Raw genomic sequence first — 20465 nt, 5'->3', positions numbered from 1 at the left:
TTTTGAAGGCAACCAAAATCCTTACTCAAGATACGGTTTGGCGAAATTTTGTTGTCTCTAAAACGACACTTTCGTGCCACATTGCAACAAGAAAAATGACCAAAAGATAAACAAATATTAATTAGATAAAAAAGCAGCACGCGTTGACGGCGTGCTGCTGTTGGTATTCTTGATTTAACTTCGAACGATTAAGTGTTCTTAAATTCCTTCATCGTCTGTAAATGCTGGGAGATCTTCTTAAATTTGTGTGTTTGAGTGTCATCCCAAATGATTTGGTAATGCTTTTCTAGTTCCGCTGCGGTTTCATTATTGTTTCGCACTTCATCTTCTTTAGACAAAATGACTAAGCAGCGCCCCTTGTTCTTCGCGCGAAACTGATCGACACACTTTGTTGCAATATCTTCATATTCTTCAGGGCGATCAATACGTCCCGCCATGTTTTCTTCAGGATGTAAATTCGGATTAAACATGACCTGTTTGATACCGCAGAGAAATCCGATACGCTCTGACCAGTATCCTCCTAACCCCACCCCACAAATAAGAGGATTAGGATCGTCCGATTGGTCTATCACTTTGGACACTTCTTTTAATAGATGCTGCATGTCGTGCTTAGGATGCAGTGTACTGTAATTGACAAAACGAACATCATCGTCAATGAACTGTAACTGTAGAACTTTTTCGTGGTTACCCGGACTTGTACTGTCAAAACCGTGTAAGTAAATAATCATGTGGACCTCTCCCTGTTAAATTCTTCGCACAACTTCATGATGCTTGTGATAATGAATGTTCAGTATCGATGATGTTGACAAAACGTACGCTTCCCCAGGTTCAGCGCAAACAACATCCGTACCGCCCGCGTTATGAAGTCATTTGAGTAAAATTGTTACTTTCCTTAAAATTACCACTAATTCCTTACTGTTTCAGAGGAAATTCTCACGAGTTTTCAAAACAGTGACCTTCTAGGCACAATAAGTCTTTAAACTCGTTCGCACTGAATAAGTATTGTTCATCTTCCCACAATTTATAAGCAAGCAGATACCAAAGCATCGCTAGGACTAAACTACGCGGTTGCCATGCTTTTACACCTTCTAGCCAGCTAGAGGTCTGCTCAATGCCACGCAATTGGCAATACTGTAGAACAGACTCCTCAACCGACGAGGCCCCAGCAACTTGCAATGCTATCGCCAAGTCTAACCTCGGATCCGCAATAGCAGCGTACTCCCAGTCAATGACTTTGAGCCCTTCATGGTGGCTCTTTACTAGGTTATAACAGCCCAAGTCGAAGTGACACAGTGCAGGCTCAATGATGTCAACGCTGGGATCTGTGCGCCATTGACGATACAGCGCTTCAAATTGCGTCCCAGCATATTGGCCTTCGAGTTCGAGCCAATAATGATCTAGACGAGCAATATAAGAAAAAGGGACGACTGGAATATCACTTATCGGATACCGATGAATAAGCGCGGCGACAGGCAGTAACTCTGACAATTCAACGCCAACATTGGTGAGTATGTCACCTTCAACCCACTCAACTAAGAGGCCTTGTTCGTGCACAAAGATAGGCTTTGGTCCAAGGTTGAGCGGTGAAATCGCGAACAGTATCTGATATTCGTTATGACGAGAGATGGAAAAAGCCTTACATACCATGCTGCTAGGCCGCCATACGTACGCACGTCCTTGAGAAGGTTCCAACCGCCAACAACGATTGGTTAATCCTCCTGTGAGTGTCTGAACTTTCACAGGAGGATCTTTAAAGAAGCCATCTAATGCATTGAGGCTAGGGTCTAATTCTTTTGCTTGTTGCCAAGAAAACCAGGCCATTAGTGGCTACTCCATGTTTAAAGACTCGGGTTTATTAGCCTGTAGACAAAGACAGCCGTTTACATACCAAATAAACTTTTAGATTGCTCTTTGCGAATTTCGGTCTCATCAGCCCATTCAATCAAGCCCGTTTCAAGATCCATCAATCGCATAGTCATTTTATAATAGACATCTTTATCACTGCCTGCATTTTTCACAATGCTCGACAGGTTGCCGTATAGCATGTATTGAGCCCCTACCATTTTACCGAATTGAATCGCAGTGCTTTGATTTACGAGTTCATCGGTATTTTGGAAGTTAAGCTGCTGACGCACAGAATCAACTCGATCCATATCAACAAAACGGAACTTACCAGAATTGAGCATTTTAGTTGAAATTGTGTCGGTAATGGATTCAGTATCAATGTGTTCACTGGTTTTGTTCTTAATGCGTTCAACAAAGACGATAGGACGTTGGTCACGAGTAATTGCCGCTACAGAACCCGACATCATCATGCTATCAACCATTTCTGCGGCAATAGTTTGCAGATCGGTAGAACCAAAATCGATCGTGGTCGTTTCTGTTGCTTGCGCATCACCGTAAGTGACTTTGTTAGAACAACCACCCAAAATGACGGCAAGACCTAAAAGAGCAATAATACTTTTTTTCATGAGAGTTCCTTAGTTTCATTCATACCAACGCTTTACTTACAGCGCGGTTACGACGGCACAGCCGTAAATTAATTGTCTGTTGCTTCGCGAATTTGCACGCGAAAACGTGTTCCGTTAGGGTTAACGGTCACCTCTGACAGAATCGCGGATTCATAACCACGGACAATCATTTTTCGCCATGGTCCGGGCTTGGTATTAACTTCTAGCCCCGTATTGTCATACCAATAGAATCGGTAAAGAATTTGTTGGTCGCCCTTATATTGGCTACTTAACTGAACAACGCCTCTGGCTCTGTCATCGACATAAGTCGTCGAGACGTTATCTACCACCAAACGACTACCTAGTACGTCATCATTGAAAAAAACTTGCTGTGTCTGACCATCAATACGTACACCCGCCGTGTTGGCGGCACATCCCGCTAAACCAATGATCACCATCAAGCCAATCAGCCATGCTCTCATTACAATCTCCCCAGTTGTTTATGCCACACCGTTGAGTGTGCTCCCTGCCTAGAAACCCAAACTAATGTGGTTTGCTGTGCAGGTACGTCAAATTCGTACACCTGATCACCTAAGTTTAAGCGTTGTTTACCAGGCTTGACGATTTGTGATGCCGTCTTGACTTGGGCCGGTAACGTTTGCCAACTTCGAGTATCAGGCTGTTCAGTTAATGTATTCCAGACGTTGAAAACGATATTGCCAATATCATCACCTTGTTTGGTGGCCTCTTTTCTGAGTCGATCTTTCGTCCAAACACGGATCGCCTGTCGAATGACTATCGAAAGTAGGCGTTCATTGAGATCGTTTTGCGCCATCGCATTTACATTGACCAAAGTACCGGACGAAAGTTTCTTGTTGTTCAGAGCCAAGTCACTCAATCGTATTACGCCGCGATTGGGATAATAAGGCAAAGACAAAGAGTAGATCGCCCAATTATCTCGACTATCACGTATCGGCAAGTCGATACGCCACCCCTGTAGCGCTTCAACCACCCCTTGCTCATCAAGGATAATGACCCGTCCTTGAGACGAATTTAACCCTGATGGGGCTTTACCATAACGTTTTTCAAGCTTACGCAAATCTTCACGCATACCTAACTTTTTAGCGGCATATAATGTACTTTCAATAACTTGTTGGTTGTTTGGCATCACAGCTAACGCGCGTCTATAGTCGACATAAGCACTGTTTAAATCTCGTGATGCTTCATAAAGTAACCCCGACAAATAGAATAAATAGCCATTTTGCACCGCTCCGAGCTTATCTCCTGCATCGGGGTAATTCGCTAACACACTGCCCAAGTTGGCAGACATACCTTGGCTTAGCATGTCTTTTTCAGCAGCTTTTAGCTCTTTTTCACGCGCTTTCCTTGCCGCCTCTTGCACTTGATTGGCTCGACGAACTTCGACTAACGCGCCTTCAAGATCATTTTTTTGCAGGTAGTTAAGACCTAAGTACAAATGTAAAAAACCAAGTTCGTAATCTGCTGGTTGATAATCATTGAGATTGTCATTGACCGCGAGAGAGCCAACGCTTGTTGCTGTTTCGGATACCGACACGGTCGCCCGCTCTTGCAGCACTTTGACCGCCTGATCACTTTGTTCGAACGCACTAAAACTATCAGGGTAATCTTGTGCAAGAAAGGACAATCGCCCCTCTTCAAGGTTGCCAAGAATCTCGCCACCGACGTCGCTCGAGTGGCTTTCCTTTGCTTCAGCATATTGGCCGGCAACCAACGCTTGATAAACGTCTTGGTTTTGAGCGCTGTAGTGACTAAACAAGTTACCTGCAGAAAGGTTTGCACACCCCGATGCCAAGGCAGTCCAAGTTATCAGTCCAAGCAACTTCACACCGAGTTTCACAGTCATCTCCACTAAATGTGTGCTTTAAAGACAATCTCTAATCGCCTTGCTCTAAAGACAAATTGTTATAGCGATTAGAGATTGAGTCCACGGGAAATATAACAATGGGGTGGCACTCCACCCCCTATCGTTAGCTCACGACCATTGGACCAAGCGGACGACCGCCGAGTAGGTGCATGTGGACATGGTAGACTTCCTGCCCACCGTGTGGGTTACAATTTAAGATAAGGCGATAACCGTCTTCGGCGATACCCTCTTCTTTGGCAAGTTTTTTCGCAACCGTAAATAGGCGTCCCATCATCGCTTCGTCTTCGACTTCCACGTCATTGGTGGTTGGGATCAACTTATTTGGGATGATAAGAATATGGCTTGGCGCGCGTGGATTAATATCACGAAAAGCGTCACTAAATCATCTTGATAGAGAACGTCTGCTGGGATTTCCTTACGAATAATTTTACTAAATATCGTCTCTTCTGCCATGGGAGCTCCATTTTATGAGGTTGAGTCACTTTAGTATGCGTCAAGCCTACGCAGAGCTCAATAAAAACAAGGGTTTTACCAAAGTAAGCGCCATCGACGAACTCGCTTGAGTTAACATTCTCCGTTAATACTTTAGAGCAGAGCCTATTTTTGTCGTATGCGTCATAAAATGTGCTTCACATACTCAATACAATCCGATGAATTTTGTTACTTTTTTAAGATAATCATCAATAATCTCATGACATTTGTTTATTCAAGGCATTCCGATTACTACAACCTTCGATTTAGCGATGTCTTCACAAGTGGTTATTTAGTGAAAATTATCTTTTTCGTTGTCTATTCTTGGGAGAGGAAACTCACGTATGCGAGGTTCAGTTATTAAACGGATGTATGCAGGGTTCGCGCTGATCATCGTCCTATTTGCCGTCACCATTACCATCATGATGGTGGAATGAGCGATATTCATGGAAAATTTGCAAATGTTTCCAAATCGTCTTTACCACTTGTCTCTTTATCTAATCAAACCAGTGTCGAGTTGCTTTCTGCTGATAAGTCGTTCAAAGACTTCCTCACTACAGAGAATAAACAACGCATGGAAGAAATGCGTCAGGAATTTGCTAAATCACAACAACGATTTAAGGAAACCTTGAGCCAACTTGAGTCTGCAAGCAAGATGTACCCTTCTCTTGCGGAATCTTACTCCGAACTGCAAACCATAGAACAAAGCTACTTTACAGAAGCCTTAGAGGCGATGGACAACTACGAAGCGATGTTTGCAGCACAAGAGGAGGTCCAAAAATCTTCTCGACGCTTCCAAACCCTACAAACCCAGTTGTCTGTCGGTCTTAAGGAGTACGTTGCAGACCAGTCAAGTATTTCAGTGAAAGTCATGGCGAAGAGTTACTTCATCAAGTTAAAAGATGCCGAAGTCATTACGTCTGATGCATTGGCGAGTTCGGACCCTGAATTTGTAACAGAAGCTGTGGCCAAAAACCGCAAAGCGGTGACTCATCTTAACTATGCATTTCGTGGTCTGGTTGCTCAGTTGCCAGAGCTGAAAAAAGCATTCGGTGATTCTGTTGAGCAGTTTACTCGCGACGTTGGTCAGCGTGGTGGCGTGCTGGATCAGCATAACAACTACCTAACGCCCGCGCTGCGCTTTATAACAATATTGCTAACCTTGCAAACAAAGTCGATTCCGCGATGGTCATCCTTAAACAGTTCAATTCGACTGCGACCAATAAATTGAATGAATCTCTTGCCGAAGCGGGCAATATCTATTCTGCCGGCGTTACAAAAGCGATCCTCATTGGCATCATCGTTGTCCTGTTTGCCGCGGCGATTGGCTACCATATCGCGCACAGTGTGCGTGAACCTTTGACTAGAATTCTTAAAGTACTTGAGAGCTTAACCGAAGGCGATATGACACAGCGAATTGATATTCGCTATAACAATGAATTTAGCCGAGTAAGTGGCCATATCAACTCATTGGCAGATAGCTTGCACGAAATTCTTGTCAAGTTAAATGACGCGTCAGACGACTTGTCTTCAACGGCGGCGAGTAATGAGCACACCTCATCGGATGCACAGCTCAAATTAAATTCGCAAAGAGAACAAACAGCCAATGTTGCGACCGCAATGACAGAGATGTCTCACTCGGTTCAAGAAGTCGCACAAAGTGCTCAAGGTTCTTTGGAAATGGTTCAACGGGTTGAATCAGCATCGGAACAAGGCAGAAATGTCATGAGCACCAATATCTCGACCATCAACCAGCTTGAGTTGCGTCTCAACGAGTCCGTATCGGCGGTCTCTGAATTGCAAAAAATGAGCGGGCAAATTGGTTCCATTCTCGATGTCATTCGCAACATCGCTGAACAAACGAATTTATTGGCACTCAACGCAGCCATCGAAGCCGCTCGTGCGGGAGAGCAAGGACGCGGTTTCGCTGTGGTCGCAGATGAAGTACGTGTTTTGGCATCGAGAACCACACAATCAACGACAGAAATTGAGTCGATGATCAGCAACCTTCAATCTAGCTCTCAAGCCGCGAACCAAGTCATCCAGAGCTGTATGAGCGATATGGAGATGTCGGTCGAACAAGCTTCGAAGGCCAACAGTTCAATGGAAGAAATTCAAGCACTGATCATCGAGATAACACAGATGAGCACGCACATTTCTCAGGCTGCCGCAGAGCAAAGTGAAACGTCAGCGGATATTGCACGTAGCATCGAAGACATTAACAATATCGCCGACGAAAGTTATCAAGCCATGTCGAGTATTGCTCACACCAGTGAATCACTCACTCAGTTGGCTCACCAACAAAACGCGCTGGTACACCGATTTAAGCTATAGCCAACACCATGATTTATACTAACTAATGAAACAAGGGCGACTTTTTATCAAGTCGCCCTTGTTTTTTGTTCTTTGTGTCTACATATGCTTATGTATGACCGGCTCACCTTTTTGCATTTATCTTTTAGAGCGGTCACATAAAAAGGAAAAAATATGGCTGTTCATGTTGGCATTATCGACCAAGACCCGGTGAGATTGGTCACTCCTCTATTGGATAATCGCACGGTAAGTAAGCATATCGTTTTTATTGGTGAGAAAAGCCAAGAAAGCATATTTGAACGACTGAGTAGTGTGTTGAAACAAAGAGAGATTACCTCTGAGTTTTTTGAGATACCGTCTGAAGTCAACACCTCTTTGATTAAACAATCCATTCAAACATTAGCAAAAGACCTGTTTGATCGAGGAGAAGATGTCAAACTTAACGCCAGTTGTGGCCTACGCCATCGACTTCTATCGGTATATGAAGTGTTCCGCTCGTACCGTTGGCCGATTTTTGTCGTGGAACCAAACAGCGATAAACTTTGTTGGCTGTATCCGGACGGAAAAGAAGAGACGGAAGTCGAAGACCATATTACGATTTCTGACTACCTCACTATTTTCGGTGCGCGAGCCGAATTCCAAACTGTCGATATTTCTCCCCAATTAGATCAAACCCTTTATGCGCTGGGTGAGCGTTGGGCCTCCAATGCTCTTGAGCTTGGTCCTGGACTCGCAACCTTAAATTATCTTGCAACCACTTGCCGCAAAGAGCAAAAGCTAGACGTAGAACTGTCGGAAAAGCAACAAGGCTACCGCGAGCTCAATATGTTGCTGACCGATCTTGTTGACGCAAAAATCGCCACCTATGAAAATGGGATCTTAACCTTCGCCAATGAAGACGCTCGCCGTTTCTCTAATGGTGAATGGTTGGAAACACTGGTAAACAGTACCGTGAAACAAATTCAAGATACCATGCCGACAATCCAAGACCGCTCTTTGAACGTTCAAGTGTACCGAACACGAGGGGAAAGCGAAGTCCGCAACGAGCTCGATGTTGCAACCGTTGTGAACAATAAGCTACACATTATTGAATGCAAAACAAAAGGTATGCGAGATGATGGTGATGATACGCTATACAAGCTGGAATCACTTCGAGATCTTCTCGGAGGCCTACAGGCACGAGCAATGCTAGTCAGCTTCAGACCTCTTCGTCACAACGACATTACTCGAGCCGAAGACCTAGCTTAGCCTTAATTGGTCCTGATGAATTGAAAGACCTGAAGACCCACCTCACCGCTTGGTTTAAAGCTGCTGGTGGTTACGACGAAATTCAGCTAAAAATCTAATCAGACACTAGATAGCAAAAAGCCAGAGATATTTCTCTGGCTTTTTGTTAAATGCTTGAATAAGTAAACTCATTTAATTCTGCTGAATTAACTCATCAAGTCTTAAAGCATTTTACGAGCCGCTTCCACAACTACTTTGATTGAACGCGCTTCGGTTTCTTTTAACGTCGCATGATCTGGGATTTCTTTTTGGGTACGGTTGATGATAACACCCGCAACACAGCCCGCTTTCAAACCAGAACTCGCACACATGGTTAACAGTGTTGCAGATTCCATTTCGAAGTTAAGCACGCCCATATCTTGCCATTCTTTCATTGAGCCTTGGAAGCGCTTAACCACACGACCAGTGAAGGTATCGTATCGTTCTTGACCTGGATAAAAAGTGTCACTTGACGCTGTCACGCCCATATGAACAACCGCACCAGATTCTTCTACCGCTGAGCGCATCGCAGTTGCAACGTCAAAATCTGCAACAGCAGGAAACTCCATCGGAGCAAAGTGTAGGCTGGCACCATCCAAACGTACAGAGCCAGTCGTTACGATCATGTCACCGACGTTCACATGTGGTTGAATTGCACCAGTTGTACCGACACGAAGGAAGGTACGAACGCCAAGCTGAGCTAACTCCTCAACAGCAATAGAGGTAGAAGGGCCACCAATACCAGTAGAACAAACCACAACTGGCTTACCGTCTAGTTCCGCACGGTATAAAGTGTATTCTCGTTGGCTGGCTAGGAATACTGGGTTCTCCATTTGCTCAGCAATTTTTTGTACGCGAGCAGGATCACCAGGAATGATAGCTAGGGTAGCACCATTTAAATCTTCTTCAGTAATACCTAAATGGAATACAGCTTGAGACATAAGTCGCTCCTTGTTGTGGCTTATTTGACGATAAGCTCATTAATCAGTTGTTAGGGTACGCCAGCACTTTAGCGAACCTTCTGCGGATATATAGTGATTTTTGTCACATTTCAAATATGAAACATATGATGATTTTCACAAAAAACATACACAGATCTCATTAATAAGGCATGGGAGATGACTTTATGTCTAACCAAGCACTTATTTACCCACTAAATATAGAGCAAGTTTTCTCAGACGTAGTAAGCATTGCTACCAACAACATGCTATTACCACGTGATGTTAGTCGACGTGATTGGCTTTAAACCTCAGCAACCTTAGCGCGTTCAAGGTGACCAATGCAGTCGCGCCGCTATCCGCCAACACGGCGACCCAAAGTCCGGTAATACCGAACAAACTGGTGACTAAAAATATCCCCTTCAACCCCAACGCCAACGTGACGTTTTGACGAATGTTTTTTAGCGTCGCTCGTGATAACTCAATCATAGCTGGGATCTCAACCAAGCGATTATGGGCCAAGGCTGCATCTGCAGTTTCTAGCGCGACATCGGTACCGCCTCCCATTGCAATGCCAATACTCGACGCTTTCATTGCAGGGGCATCATTGATCCCATCCCCTACCATAGCAACGGTGTGACGTTTAGATAATTTTTCTACATACCGCACTTTATCAGCAGGTAATAGATTGGATTCAAAATTCAAACCGATTTCTTTTGCTATCGCTTCTGCACTTCGAGGATTATCCCCGGTTAGCATTATTGCGTTAACACCTAGTGTTTTAAGGCGTTGTACCGCTTGGCGTGCTTCTTCTCTTACCGTATCTTGCAAGGCAAAGAGTCCTATCACACGTTCATCAGAGCGAACGACCACGACTGTTTTCCCTTCGGTTTCGAGCGCTTCAATCATTTGAGCAACGTCGGCGGCGAGCCTAAACGGTACTTTAGAAGGGGCCGTTATTTGGATCAATTGTCCGTTAACGTATCCACTCACCCCCGACCCCGCATGCGCGGTTTTGTCGCTCGCCTCTGGTATGGCTATTCCTTCTTCCTGCGCCTTTTGAACCAACGCGGCCGCAAGAGGATGATGTGATCCTATTTCTACCGATGCAGCCACACTGAGCAACGTTTCTCTATCGCAATCAAAATGATGTATATCCGTTACTTGTGGTTTTCCCTTGGTCAGGGTGCCAGTTTTGTCAAACGCGATGGAGTCTACTCGCCCAAGTAACTCAAGTGCAGCGCCACCTTTGATGAGCGCGCCCCTCTTCGCTGCGGCCGCTAAGCCTGATGTAATTGCCGCAGGTGTCGAAATCACTAAAGCACACGGACACGCAATCAATAACAACGCCAAACCGCGATATACCCAGGTTTCCCATGGCTGTGCGAAAAGTAACGGAGGCGCAACCACCACAATTACTGCGACCAGCATCATTAACGGTGTATACCAGCGGCTAAACTTATCTAAAAAGCGTTCCACAGGTGCTTTGTGTGACTCCGCTTCCTCAATTAAATGCAGAATACGGTCGATAGCATTCTCGCCCTGACGTGAGGTCACTCGTAAGTTAACCACTTTGTCGACAACCACCGAGCCCGCCATCACTTTTGCGCCATTATCATATTCAACGGGAATCGACTCCCCCGTTAACGCACTTTGGTCAAAGCTGGCAGCAGAACTCATCAAGACACCGTCAGCCGGCAATCGTCCTCCTGGAGCCACTTCTATGATGTCTCCTGGATTCAGTTGTGACACGTTGACTTCATGACGTTCACCATCAACCAGTAGAAGTGCGTTTTCAGGCACTAAGTTCATTAATGCTTGAACACCACTACGGGCACGGGATGACGCGTAAGCTTCTAACTTTTCACCGACCAGAAAGAGGAGCAACACCATAGCGGCTTCTGCCGTTTCTCCCAGATAGAGCGCTCCGAGAGCAGCGACACTCATCAAGGTTTCGATAGCAAATGGCGTCCCACTTCGCGCGAGTTTGACTGCTTTTTTAGCAATAGGATACAAGCCAAGTAAGCAGGTTATAGCAAACCCCCACGTTCCCAGTTGTGGGTAAGTGGTTGCAATAGCACTTGCTATCACCATACCCAGGGCGATAGCAACAATATTCAGATTATCTAAAACCAACGTTTGCCAATTTTTGACATCGTTGTTTGACGTTTGTGCGTTGGGTTTAGATAAGGGAAATCCAGTTTTACGAGCCGTTTGCTCTATAACATCGGTCAGAGCATGATCATCAAAGTCTACGACCAGTTTTTCTGTCGCAAACAACACTTTCGCCTGCCTAACACCGTCAATCGATAGGATAGCTTTCTCTAACTTTTGGGCGCACGACGGGCAATCCATGCCAGACACTAACCAGCGATGATTGCTCCCTGATTTAAGCCGATGCTCAACATCATCGTCGTCGCTGAATCCAGTGTCACAGCTATCGTCTTTACAGCACTGATTATCGACGCCTTCCATGTTCGATTGACACATGCCAACAGAGGCCTTTAGAGGCGCGCAGCACGAGCCACCCGAATACAAAGGGACCGCGGTCTTAATATGATTAGATTGACAACCTTTATGTTTGGTACACATAGTGAACACTCCTTAATACTATCTGAACTAAGCCTTTAGAATCTGAGTCATTGTGCTCTTAGTAATAAGGATAAACCCTGGAGATAGCTCCAAGGTCAAGGTTTTTTTTGATTTACTGAATAGTTATTTCTAATTTACTAAATAGATATAAGAGAGTTCGGTTTTCGTCGCCGAGTACCACTAGCAGAATATGCATTCGAAAACGGATTAACTCATTGACAAGGCACTCAAGCACCTTGCCTCAGAGATAGGAACGTAGGGATTGTTACCACGGTTATACCGGGTGCTTGAAGCAATCATTCATGGTCATACCGATTGCTCGTAGGACGTCCCGTCGAGTTATCACACCAACAAGCTTTCCTTTATCATCAACGACTGGGTACATTTTAGGTTTACCAACTTTCATCATATCCGCTAACTCGATGATAGACATATCCGGTGATACAGATAATACATCTAGGTGCATGCACTCTTTAACGGTATGTGTGTCTTGGCAGAAATAGCTCGCTTTGACTAACTTATCCAGCAAATCTTGTTCAGATAAGAACCCAATAACCTTCTTGTTTTCATCAATAACTGGCCCACCGAGTGTCACACTTTGCATGACCTTATTCAACGCGGCCGAAAGTGACATATCTTTTGTAAAGGTCACAGCTTGTAAGGTCATGTAATCTTTTACTTTTAATGACTTCATTCTTATCTCCTTCGATGCCAATTTACAGCCTTAAGATAAGTGTCGTCCAAAATTACGATTTTACTAAATGGAAAATCGTAATTTTGTTTAAAGATAGGTAGATATGACGCGTTTAACTGTTTATATGGCGTATTGAGCCATCTATGACATGTTAAACTATCTGTGCCGTGTTCATCTATGTAGATTACGGGCTTAGCTATGTTGACGACGCATATTGTCCAATATGATGCCTGTCGCCATTGCCACATTCAGTGATTCAGCACCACCAAAAGCCGGAATGGTAATTTTATCCGTCACAAACTGCGCAGCTTCTTCACGCACACCGTGAGACTCACTTCCCATCAGCAAAATACCTTCTGCAGAGAAATCCGTTTTGTGGACACTTTCCCCTTCCAAAAATGCCCCATATACCGGTAAGTTGGCTTGCTGCAAATAATTGGGTAAGTCGACAAGACTCACTTGCACGCGCCCAAAGCTGCCCATGGTCGCACTGATGGTTTTAGGGTTGTAAGGATCCGCACAATCGCGGCTCGCGACAATGTGTTGAATACCATACCAATCGGCAACGCGAATAATCGTCCCTAAGTTACCTGGGTCCGAGACTCCGTCTAACGCAATCATTAAGCCTTTCGCGTGCGGTGCTTTTACATTGGGAACTTCGACGACAGCAATAGCGGCATTGTTACTCACCAGCGTACTGGCTTTCGTTAGATCATCTAGTGAGGCTTCAATGCAGTCAAAGGCGCTTAACTCTGAGCGGTGCAGATCAAGAAACTCTGCCGTCGCAAAAATTTGTTTTACCGTGAGCGAACTGCTTGTTAGCTCTAGTACGTTTTTCTCACCCTGAACCAGAAATAAGCCGTGCGCTTTACGCTGCTTCTTTTGACCTAACGCACGCAGCAGTTTTAATTGGTTTTTTGAAATCATGAAAATATCCCAGGAGAAAATGGTTGAGTACCGTAGAAAACGGAGGGGATTATAGAGTAAACCCGAGCACAGCTAAAGAGAGACGGATAAGAAGCCAAATAAAAGCCCGCTAAACCGTTATGTTGCGGGCTATAAGTTGCGGGCTATAAATAGGGTACTAGTAAAAAACTCGCTAAAATATTGTACCAACTAACACGTGGTATTGGTCGATACGTCGTAACAATAAGCCGGACTACCATCCACTTCGTATGTAATTTGTTTAAACGCGAGGCTTAAGTTCTCCGTTTGCGCATCGTTACTCCTGTTAGACTTACCAACATTACTAGAATCACCAACGCTAAAACTGCTTATCAACGTATCTTTCAATTCGATACGTAAACCATCTCGCTCCAGAACGATTTTGTCCAAATGTTCCCCCGTGACAACATACTTTAAGATTTGGGATGACTGGGCATCACTGTAGCGCGTGAGACTCACATCTTGAACGTTAGCTTTACCCGCACCACCACCGCCTCCAACATAAAAAGAGCTGCTATTCGAAGCGCCCCACGACCAAGCCAACACTTCGGATGTTCCAATATTTTCAATGGTCATCATCATTGGCCCTTCAACTTTCGCTGAAGCGGTCATGCTGACGGTAATGAGTGCACTTGCCACGATTAGTATTGATTTTTTTCTTATACTCATGAACTGATCTCCTCGGTCAACGTTCAGATCAAGTATAGGTAGCTTTTTAACGGAAAGACGATGCTCAAACGTTGTACTAAAAATCATTCACGCAGCAGAAGACCGCTGCCATCAAACCTACATAGGTAAGGTAGCCCGAAGATGAAAACGTGAAGAAAGATTTGAATAGAAATACGAAATGAAGTTATTCATATCAAAGGAATGAATGACGTTATACTTCTGAGTGACATAGTGTTAACTTGTTTTGCAAATAATCTACCAGTACCTTGAGTTGACTTGGAATGAACCTCGACTGTGGATACTGTGCAACTATATGTCCTGTATAATTTCCTTGAACCTCCCAATCGGAAAAGAGCTCGACGAAATCGCCAGACGCGATAAGTTCAGCAACGGAGAATTCAGGAAATATGGAAATCCCCCCTCCCCTTAGCACCGCTTGTTTGCGAATTTCAGTATGGTTAACCGCAAATCGCCCGTCGATATTGACGTGATGAATCTGGCCCCGTTTGCCAAATGACCATTTCCTGTCCAAAGACGTTTCTCCCAAACGTATGCATTGATGCGTCGATAAGTCCGCCGGGCTGGATGGATAACCGTACTTTTTCAGATAAGCACGACTGGCGCACACGCTTAATTTATTGATACCCAAGACTTTGGCGACGAGACCTTCCACTGGTCTGTCCGTGATGTGTATAACCATGTCAACCTCATGCCCGATGGGATCGATAAAGTGGTCTTCTACGATCATATGGACTGAAACTTTCGGGTAAGCGTCGAGAAAATCGAGAATCAATGGCGAAAGCACTTGATTGGCATAGGCTCTCGGGGCTGCGATCCTAACTTCTCCCGCTATTTCATTTTGAGAGGAAAATGCAGCGTCCGATGCCAATCGCGCAGACTTGAGCATGTCCACACATAGCCCATGAATTTCTTCACCTGCACTGGTCAATCTCATATTCCGCGTCGTTCTCTCAAGGAGTTTTTGACATAGCCCCGTCTCCAATTTAGAAATTGATCGGCTCACTGAAGATGGAGCGACACCAAGCCTCTCCGCTGCTTTTGAAAAACTGCCTTCCTCGATCACAACAACAAATACCGCCATCTCAGGTAAAAGAGCGATGAGTTTATTTGTGTCCATAGCGCAAAAATCCTTTCCAAATACAGCCATTGTTTCACATAACGTACTCATGGATAGTGAATGAGTCAACTCGGAGATTCTATTAGGAGATAAAGCGATGCCTAGCTTAGCGTTAAGAACCAAGCTGCCAATGTTCATTATGCCGGAGGTCTTGCTACTTCTTGTGGCAATCGTGTGGGGAAGCAGTTACGGCTTGACCAAAAGCGCATTAACCTACACAACGGTATCCATGTTCATTGCCATCCGTTTTGGCTGGACGTTCTTGCTGCTGGCGCCACTGTTAGTCAAAGACATCCTTAAACGCAAAAGCCCCGACTGGTCTATCGGATTACCGACTGGTGTTATCCTAGCGTTAGTGTTCTTTTTTGAGGTTTACGGCGTTAGCCAAACCACCGCCTCAAACGCAGCGTTTCTGATCAGTTTAAATGTCATATTTACTGCCTTCGTCGACGTATTGGTTGGGAAAAGAAAGCCGGACAGGCAACTCATTTTTCTGTCAGTACTCTGTACCAGTGGCGTACTTATGCTGAGTTATGACCGACAGTTTCAACTAACCTTTAATCAAGGTGATATTTTTATTCTTTGTGCTGCAGGGCTAAGAGCAATCATGGTAACCATGACCAAAAAACTGGCTCACGGTAAACAGATTACCAATACGACTCTAACTTGTGTCCAATCTTTCGTTGTGGCGATGGGGGCCATGTTAATCAGCGTTACCTCATTAGAGATGTCTGTGGGTTTACTTCCATCCTCGGTTGATTTTTGGCTCATCACCGCCTTTTTGGTTCTTTTCTGCACACTATTTGCTTTCTATGTCCAAAATTATGCGGTTCGCAAAATTTCACCAACAAAAGCGTCACTTTTGATGGGCAGCGAGCCTTTGTTTGGTGCACTATTTTCGATGTTTTGGTTACAAGAAACATTCACCAGCCTTCAGTGGGCTGGCGCAGCTCTGTTATTGGCTTCCGTCCTTCATGCATCAGTCCGTAAACAAGGTTGATGAAAGCAATCTAAGATTTTATGACCCGCGTCGTATTCAGGTTGTATAAACTCCTTTTACTTCACGTTGCAGTATTCTGAACCTTGTCGGTCGAACAAATTTGAGGCTTAATCTCACGAAGTGTCTTCGTCAAAACCAACTTTTGGCGTGAATAGGCTAACCAGCCGCCGTTTTAGTATCCCTCAGTTGTAGGGAGTATCTTAAGTAAACCTTAAGTTTATTAAGGCACCATAAGCAGCTAAAAGTCATTAGCTCTTCTGTTTTTTAAGCCGAAACTAATCACTTTTCTTACGATAATATTTTTTACGTCTAACCCGTTTACGGTGTTCCAACTAAGAACGAACAGACATCGCTAGATGAGATCTCATCTTGTCAGGAAAATCAGCATGCATAAAAGCATTTCATCCTCAGCCGTTAAAAAGCGAACTGGGGTTACAAGAATTCTGTATACATTTTTACATAGCTTCAATGGCTTCAAATGGTTAATAAAAAATGAGGCGGCGTTTCAACAAGAGTTAATGCTGTTCGTACCGCTAACGGGAATCGCTTGTTATCTCGACATCAGTGCCTTGCAGACGGTGGCGGTTATCGTTTCCATGCTGTTTGTCCTCTTTGCCGAAATGGTGAACACCGCTATCGAAGCGGTCGTCGATAGAGTTGGACTAGATTTTCATCGTCTTTCTGGTGTGGCGAAGGATATTGGCTCGGCTTGGTATTTCTCAGTATGGTGATGTGTGTGCTGGTCTGGGGGGCAGTATTATGGAGTCTATAACAGCGCGTATTAAAGACGTGGTCACCGCGAAAGTAGAACTGAGAACACTGACGACCATCGTTGTCATGATGGTCACCAACCTATTAGTACTGAGTCTCTCACGCAGTCTTTTGGCTATTTGGCAAGCGGAGCGTGTTTTTGCGGTTACGGACTACTCAGAGCTGTTTATTGGCGGGTTTCGAATTGATGTTTCAACGGTTTGCTACGCCTTCGCACCTGCATTGCTTGCACTATTCGTCATTAAGTTACTGCATGCTGGGCGCATACTTTGGCCTGTCGTGCGAGTTTACTTAATTGCGATCAGCGTAGTGATCGTATTTTTTGAACTCATCACACCTACGTTTATTCTTGAATATGACTTGCGCCCTAACCGTCTATTTATTGACTACTTAATCTACCCTAAAGAAGTATTGAGTATGCTATTCGGCGGTTACAAAATCGAAATTGTCGTGACGACGATAGTCTTATTTTTGTATACCAAAATCGTTTCCAAAATAGTAACCACCGCGGAAAAAACCACGTGGAAAGTCAGTGCGACTTCACGAGTTGGCATCTATTTTTTGGCCACCATTGGCGTTTTTCTTGGTGCACGAGGCACATTGGAACACCGACCAATCAACCCAGCGTTTGTCGCCTTTTCAACGGATCATTTATTAAACGAGTTAAGCATTAACTCAATTTACTCAGTTGGATTTGCCTTAAAACAACTGCAACACGAAGACTCAAGCGCTGAATACTATGCGCTCTGCCTCAGCAGTCGTTGTTGGATAACATCTATCAAAGCCAGCAATTACAGGACGCAAAGTACATCGATTCCACGGCACCAACGAAAACTTTTCGTCAATCTAGCTACTCAGGGCGCAAAAAGAATCTGGTTATCTTATTGCAAGAAAGCCTAGGAGCTCGCTACGTTGGCAGCTTAGGTGGCTTACCTCTCACCCCTAATTTAGACAAAATCATGGAATCAGGCTGGAATTTTACCAACCTATACGCTACCGGCACTCGCTCTGTTCGTGGTATTGAAGCCGTAGTGACTGGCTTTACACCTACGCCTGCACGCTCCGTGGTGAAGTTAGATAAATCGCAACAAGGCTTTTTTACCTTGGCTAGTTTTCTTAAAGCTCAGGGCTATCAGACTCAGTTTATTTATGGAGGCGAAAGCCATTTTGACAATATGAAGAGCTTCTTTTTAGGCAACGGCTTTAGCGATATTGTTGATATTAATAACTTCCAAAAAGTCGACTTTACCGGTTCGTGGGGCGCCTCAGACGGAGACCTGTATGATCAAGCGGATTACGAATTCAATAAACTGGCTAAACAAGGTAAGCCATTTTTCAGTTTAGTTTTTACCTCGTCAAATCATTCTCCATATGACTACCCCGCAGGTAAAATAACGCCTTACGACAGTCCCGCAGCAACAAGGAATAATGCGGCAAAATACTCAGATTACGCGTTAGGTGAGTTTGTTAAAAAGGCCAAGCAGTCTAACTACTGGAAAGATACCGTGTTTGTTGTGGTCGCAGATCATGACTCACGTGTTTCAGGGGCCGATTTAGTACCAGTCAAACACTTTCATATTCCGGCCGTCATTTTTGGTCAGGATATCCCTGCGAAGCAAGAAAGTCGTTTAGCGAGTCAAATAGATTTGCCGCCAACCTTGTTGTCTCTAATTGGGGCATCTGGGGAAACGCCACTGCTTGGCAATGACTTCACCAAACCGATGAAAGAAGACCAACCTCGAGCGATGCTTCAATACGATAAAAATTTTGCTTATCTGAAATCGGACAAAGCGATCATCTTTCAGCCTAATAAGCCACCACAAGCATTTGATCTTCATAACCGCGTGTTGTCACCAGGTCAAGCTGACGAGGCGTTAATCGAAGAAGCACACGCTTATGCCAATTTTGGTTCCGTTGCGTATCAAAAAGGTTGGTATCAGCCATAATCGCAGTGTGTTTAAAAATTGTGATAATATGGCCCAATATTAATTATTGGGCCTTTTAACAGCATGAAATTGTTAATCATAGAAGATTCTGAGCCTCTTAGACGTAGTTTACGCGTTGGTCTAAGCAACCTTGGATTTACAGTCGACGATAGTGGTGACGGAGCACAAGGCCTGAGTATGGCACTAGTCAATCACTATGATGCGATTATTCTTGATATGATGTTACCCAGTCTTGACGGAATGGACGTTCTCAAGACATTGCGAAAAAAGGAAAATGGACCTCGTGTTCTTATTTTGTCTGCCAAAACTCAAACTCAAGATCGTATCGATGGCTTACTAGAAGGTGCTGACGACTACTTAACCAAGCCCTTTTCTTTTGAAGAACTACATGCCCGCTTGCTGGCAATCACTCGACGTGGCTTAACCCAATCAATGAATACTCATATTCGAATTGGCGACTTTGATCTCGACACAGCAACGAAAACCTTCTCTTATCAACAACAACCCATTGAATTAACTAAGAACGAATTTATGATTGTCCAGTGCTTGTTTAACGCTAAAGGAAGAGTCGTAACAGTAGAAATGATCAGTGAATCTGTGGTGGGTAGCTTTGATCACTTATCTAAAAATGCCATAGAAGCGCACTTGTCTTCGATTCGGAAAAAAGTGCGTCAGTATGGTGGACAACTGCCGATCAGAAACAAACGCGGTTTTGGTTACATGATTGTAGAGGGTTGCTGATGTGGTCTTCGCACGCAACACATAGATCCATTAAGTATCGGCTGATTAACTGGCTGTCTTTAGTATTTGGGTTTATCGTCTTTGCCGTATTTTTAATCGTTGATCTCAGCGTCGATGGTTGGATAGATGAACAATTTGATCAGTCTTTACTTAATCGAACAGAAAGCCTCCAAGCCTACTTTTCAGATGTGGCTCATCGCTCTCCAACGGCACAAGCAATGAAACTCCATCCCGAATTTAGTCGTGAGGATGACCCAGAGTTTTATCAGTTATGGCAAGGGGTCACCTTATTATCCTACTCTCCGTCATTTGATGCATTTCCAGCGGAAAGTTTGCCTAGGCAAAATGTAGCGGTGAATACGACAACAATTATTCCAACGACTTTACCCAATGGCTTGAGTGGTAAAGCATCATTGTCTTCTTTTAGACCAACAAATAACGCTCATGATTTAGAAGAAGCACCGTTGTACCTAGCGTTGTATAAATCGGATCATGCCGTTGAACAGATGCTGCTGATCATTGATATTTTGCTGGTCGTGGGATTTTTGGGTTCTATTGCGCTCATGCGTTATTTGGCAGTAATAATCGTTGATAAAGGCCTCGAGCTCTAAGCTCTCTTAATGCA

15 protein-coding genes and 4 pseudogenes are annotated in these 20465 nt (G+C 44.3%); 7 read left to right on the top strand and 12 right to left on the bottom strand.

Annotated elements, in window-relative coordinates; all coding sequences use genetic code 11:
• Positions 1-188: 188 nt before the first annotated feature.
• The 6 genes and pseudogenes from ycfP to hinT form a co-directional block, all read right to left on the bottom strand.
• A complete protein-coding gene (gene ycfP, locus SU60_RS16470) occupies positions 189-728 on the bottom strand; it encodes an alpha/beta hydrolase YcfP (protein WP_041156482.1) in 540 nt (179 codons plus the stop codon).
• 205 nt (positions 729-933) lie between these two features.
• A complete protein-coding gene (thiK, locus tag SU60_RS16465; RefSeq protein WP_041156481.1) occupies positions 934-1821 on the bottom strand; it encodes a thiamine kinase in 888 nt (295 codons plus the stop codon).
• Positions 1822-1880: 59 nt separating this feature from the next.
• Positions 1881-2471: a penicillin-binding protein activator LpoB gene (gene lpoB / locus SU60_RS16460; RefSeq protein WP_041156480.1), complete on the bottom strand. Its 591-nt coding sequence runs from the start codon at positions 2469-2471 to the stop codon at positions 1881-1883.
• Between the two features lie 68 nt (positions 2472-2539).
• Positions 2540-2932, bottom strand: a complete 393-nt coding sequence (locus SU60_RS16455; protein ID WP_041156479.1) for a YcfL family putative periplasmic lipoprotein — start codon at positions 2930-2932, stop codon at positions 2540-2542.
• On the bottom strand, positions 2932-4329 hold the full coding sequence (locus SU60_RS16450; protein WP_041156478.1) for a COG3014 family protein: 1398 nt from the start codon (positions 4327-4329) through the stop codon (positions 2932-2934). Before SU60_RS16450 ends, SU60_RS16455 begins: the two co-directional genes overlap by 1 nt.
• 130 nt (positions 4330-4459) lie before the next feature.
• Positions 4460-4809, bottom strand: a pseudogene (gene hinT, locus SU60_RS16445) (purine nucleoside phosphoramidase).
• Between the two features lie 362 nt (positions 4810-5171).
• Here hinT and SU60_RS16440 point away from each other — a divergent pair.
• A pseudogene (locus tag SU60_RS16440) lies at positions 5172-7161 on the top strand (methyl-accepting chemotaxis protein).
• A gap of 153 nt (positions 7162-7314) precedes the next feature.
• Positions 7315-8486, top strand: a pseudogene (locus tag SU60_RS16435) (DUF1887 family protein).
• A 102-nt stretch (positions 8487-8588) separates the two neighbouring features.
• Here SU60_RS16435 and udp read toward each other — a convergent pair.
• From udp to SU60_RS16405, 6 genes are all read right to left on the bottom strand, one after another.
• On the bottom strand, positions 8589-9347 hold the full coding sequence (gene udp, locus SU60_RS16430; protein ID WP_041156477.1) for a uridine phosphorylase: 759 nt from the start codon (positions 9345-9347) through the stop codon (positions 8589-8591).
• Between the two features lie 282 nt (positions 9348-9629).
• Entirely contained in the window at positions 9630-11936 is a 2307-nt protein-coding gene (locus SU60_RS16425; protein ID WP_041156476.1) for a zinc/cadmium/mercury/lead-transporting ATPase, read from the bottom strand.
• A gap of 274 nt (positions 11937-12210) precedes the next feature.
• The gene (locus tag SU60_RS16420; RefSeq protein WP_041156475.1) at positions 12211-12630 is read right to left on the bottom strand and encodes a CBS domain-containing protein; all 420 of its coding nucleotides are present in this window, start codon (positions 12628-12630) and stop codon (positions 12211-12213) included.
• A gap of 192 nt (positions 12631-12822) precedes the next feature.
• The gene (locus SU60_RS16415; RefSeq protein WP_041156474.1) at positions 12823-13557 is read right to left on the bottom strand and encodes an RNA methyltransferase; all 735 of its coding nucleotides are present in this window, start codon (positions 13555-13557) and stop codon (positions 12823-12825) included.
• 189 nt (positions 13558-13746) lie between these two features.
• The gene (locus SU60_RS21040) at positions 13747-14244 is read right to left on the bottom strand and encodes a type VI secretion system tube protein Hcp (RefSeq protein ID WP_052481554.1); all 498 of its coding nucleotides are present in this window, start codon (positions 14242-14244) and stop codon (positions 13747-13749) included.
• Between the two features lie 211 nt (positions 14245-14455).
• The gene (locus SU60_RS16405) at positions 14456-15382 is read right to left on the bottom strand and encodes a LysR family transcriptional regulator (protein ID WP_041156473.1); all 927 of its coding nucleotides are present in this window, start codon (positions 15380-15382) and stop codon (positions 14456-14458) included.
• Positions 15383-15479: 97 nt separating this feature from the next.
• On the opposite strand from SU60_RS16405, the gene SU60_RS16400 reads away from it, so the two are divergent.
• The 5 genes and pseudogenes from SU60_RS16400 to SU60_RS21035 all read left to right on the top strand — a co-directional run bounded on the left by SU60_RS16400 (position 15480) and on the right by SU60_RS21035 (position 20451).
• A complete protein-coding gene (locus SU60_RS16400; RefSeq protein ID WP_041156472.1) occupies positions 15480-16382 on the top strand; it encodes a DMT family transporter in 903 nt (300 codons plus the stop codon).
• A 386-nt stretch (positions 16383-16768) separates the two neighbouring features.
• Positions 16769-17113: a diacylglycerol kinase gene (locus SU60_RS16395; protein WP_245228425.1), complete on the top strand. Its 345-nt coding sequence runs from the start codon at positions 16769-16771 to the stop codon at positions 17111-17113.
• Positions 17114-17219: 106 nt separating this feature from the next.
• Positions 17220-19099: pseudogene (locus SU60_RS16390) on the top strand (LTA synthase family protein).
• Between the two features lie 63 nt (positions 19100-19162).
• Positions 19163-19840, top strand: coding sequence for a response regulator transcription factor (locus tag SU60_RS16385; protein WP_041156471.1), 678 nt, complete (start codon positions 19163-19165; stop codon positions 19838-19840).
• Positions 19840-20451: a hypothetical protein gene (locus tag SU60_RS21035; protein WP_052481553.1), complete on the top strand. Its 612-nt coding sequence runs from the start codon at positions 19840-19842 to the stop codon at positions 20449-20451. The genes SU60_RS16385 and SU60_RS21035 overlap by 1 nt, the downstream gene beginning before the upstream one ends.
• Positions 20452-20465 lie beyond the last annotated feature (14 nt).

This window comes from Vibrio mytili (genome assembly GCF_000830505.1).
GTDB classification, from domain to species: Bacteria; Pseudomonadota; Gammaproteobacteria; order Enterobacterales; family Vibrionaceae; genus Vibrio; species Vibrio mytili.
The sequence above is the reverse complement of the archived record's forward strand: the minus strand, read 5'-3'. Positions and strand labels throughout refer to the sequence as shown.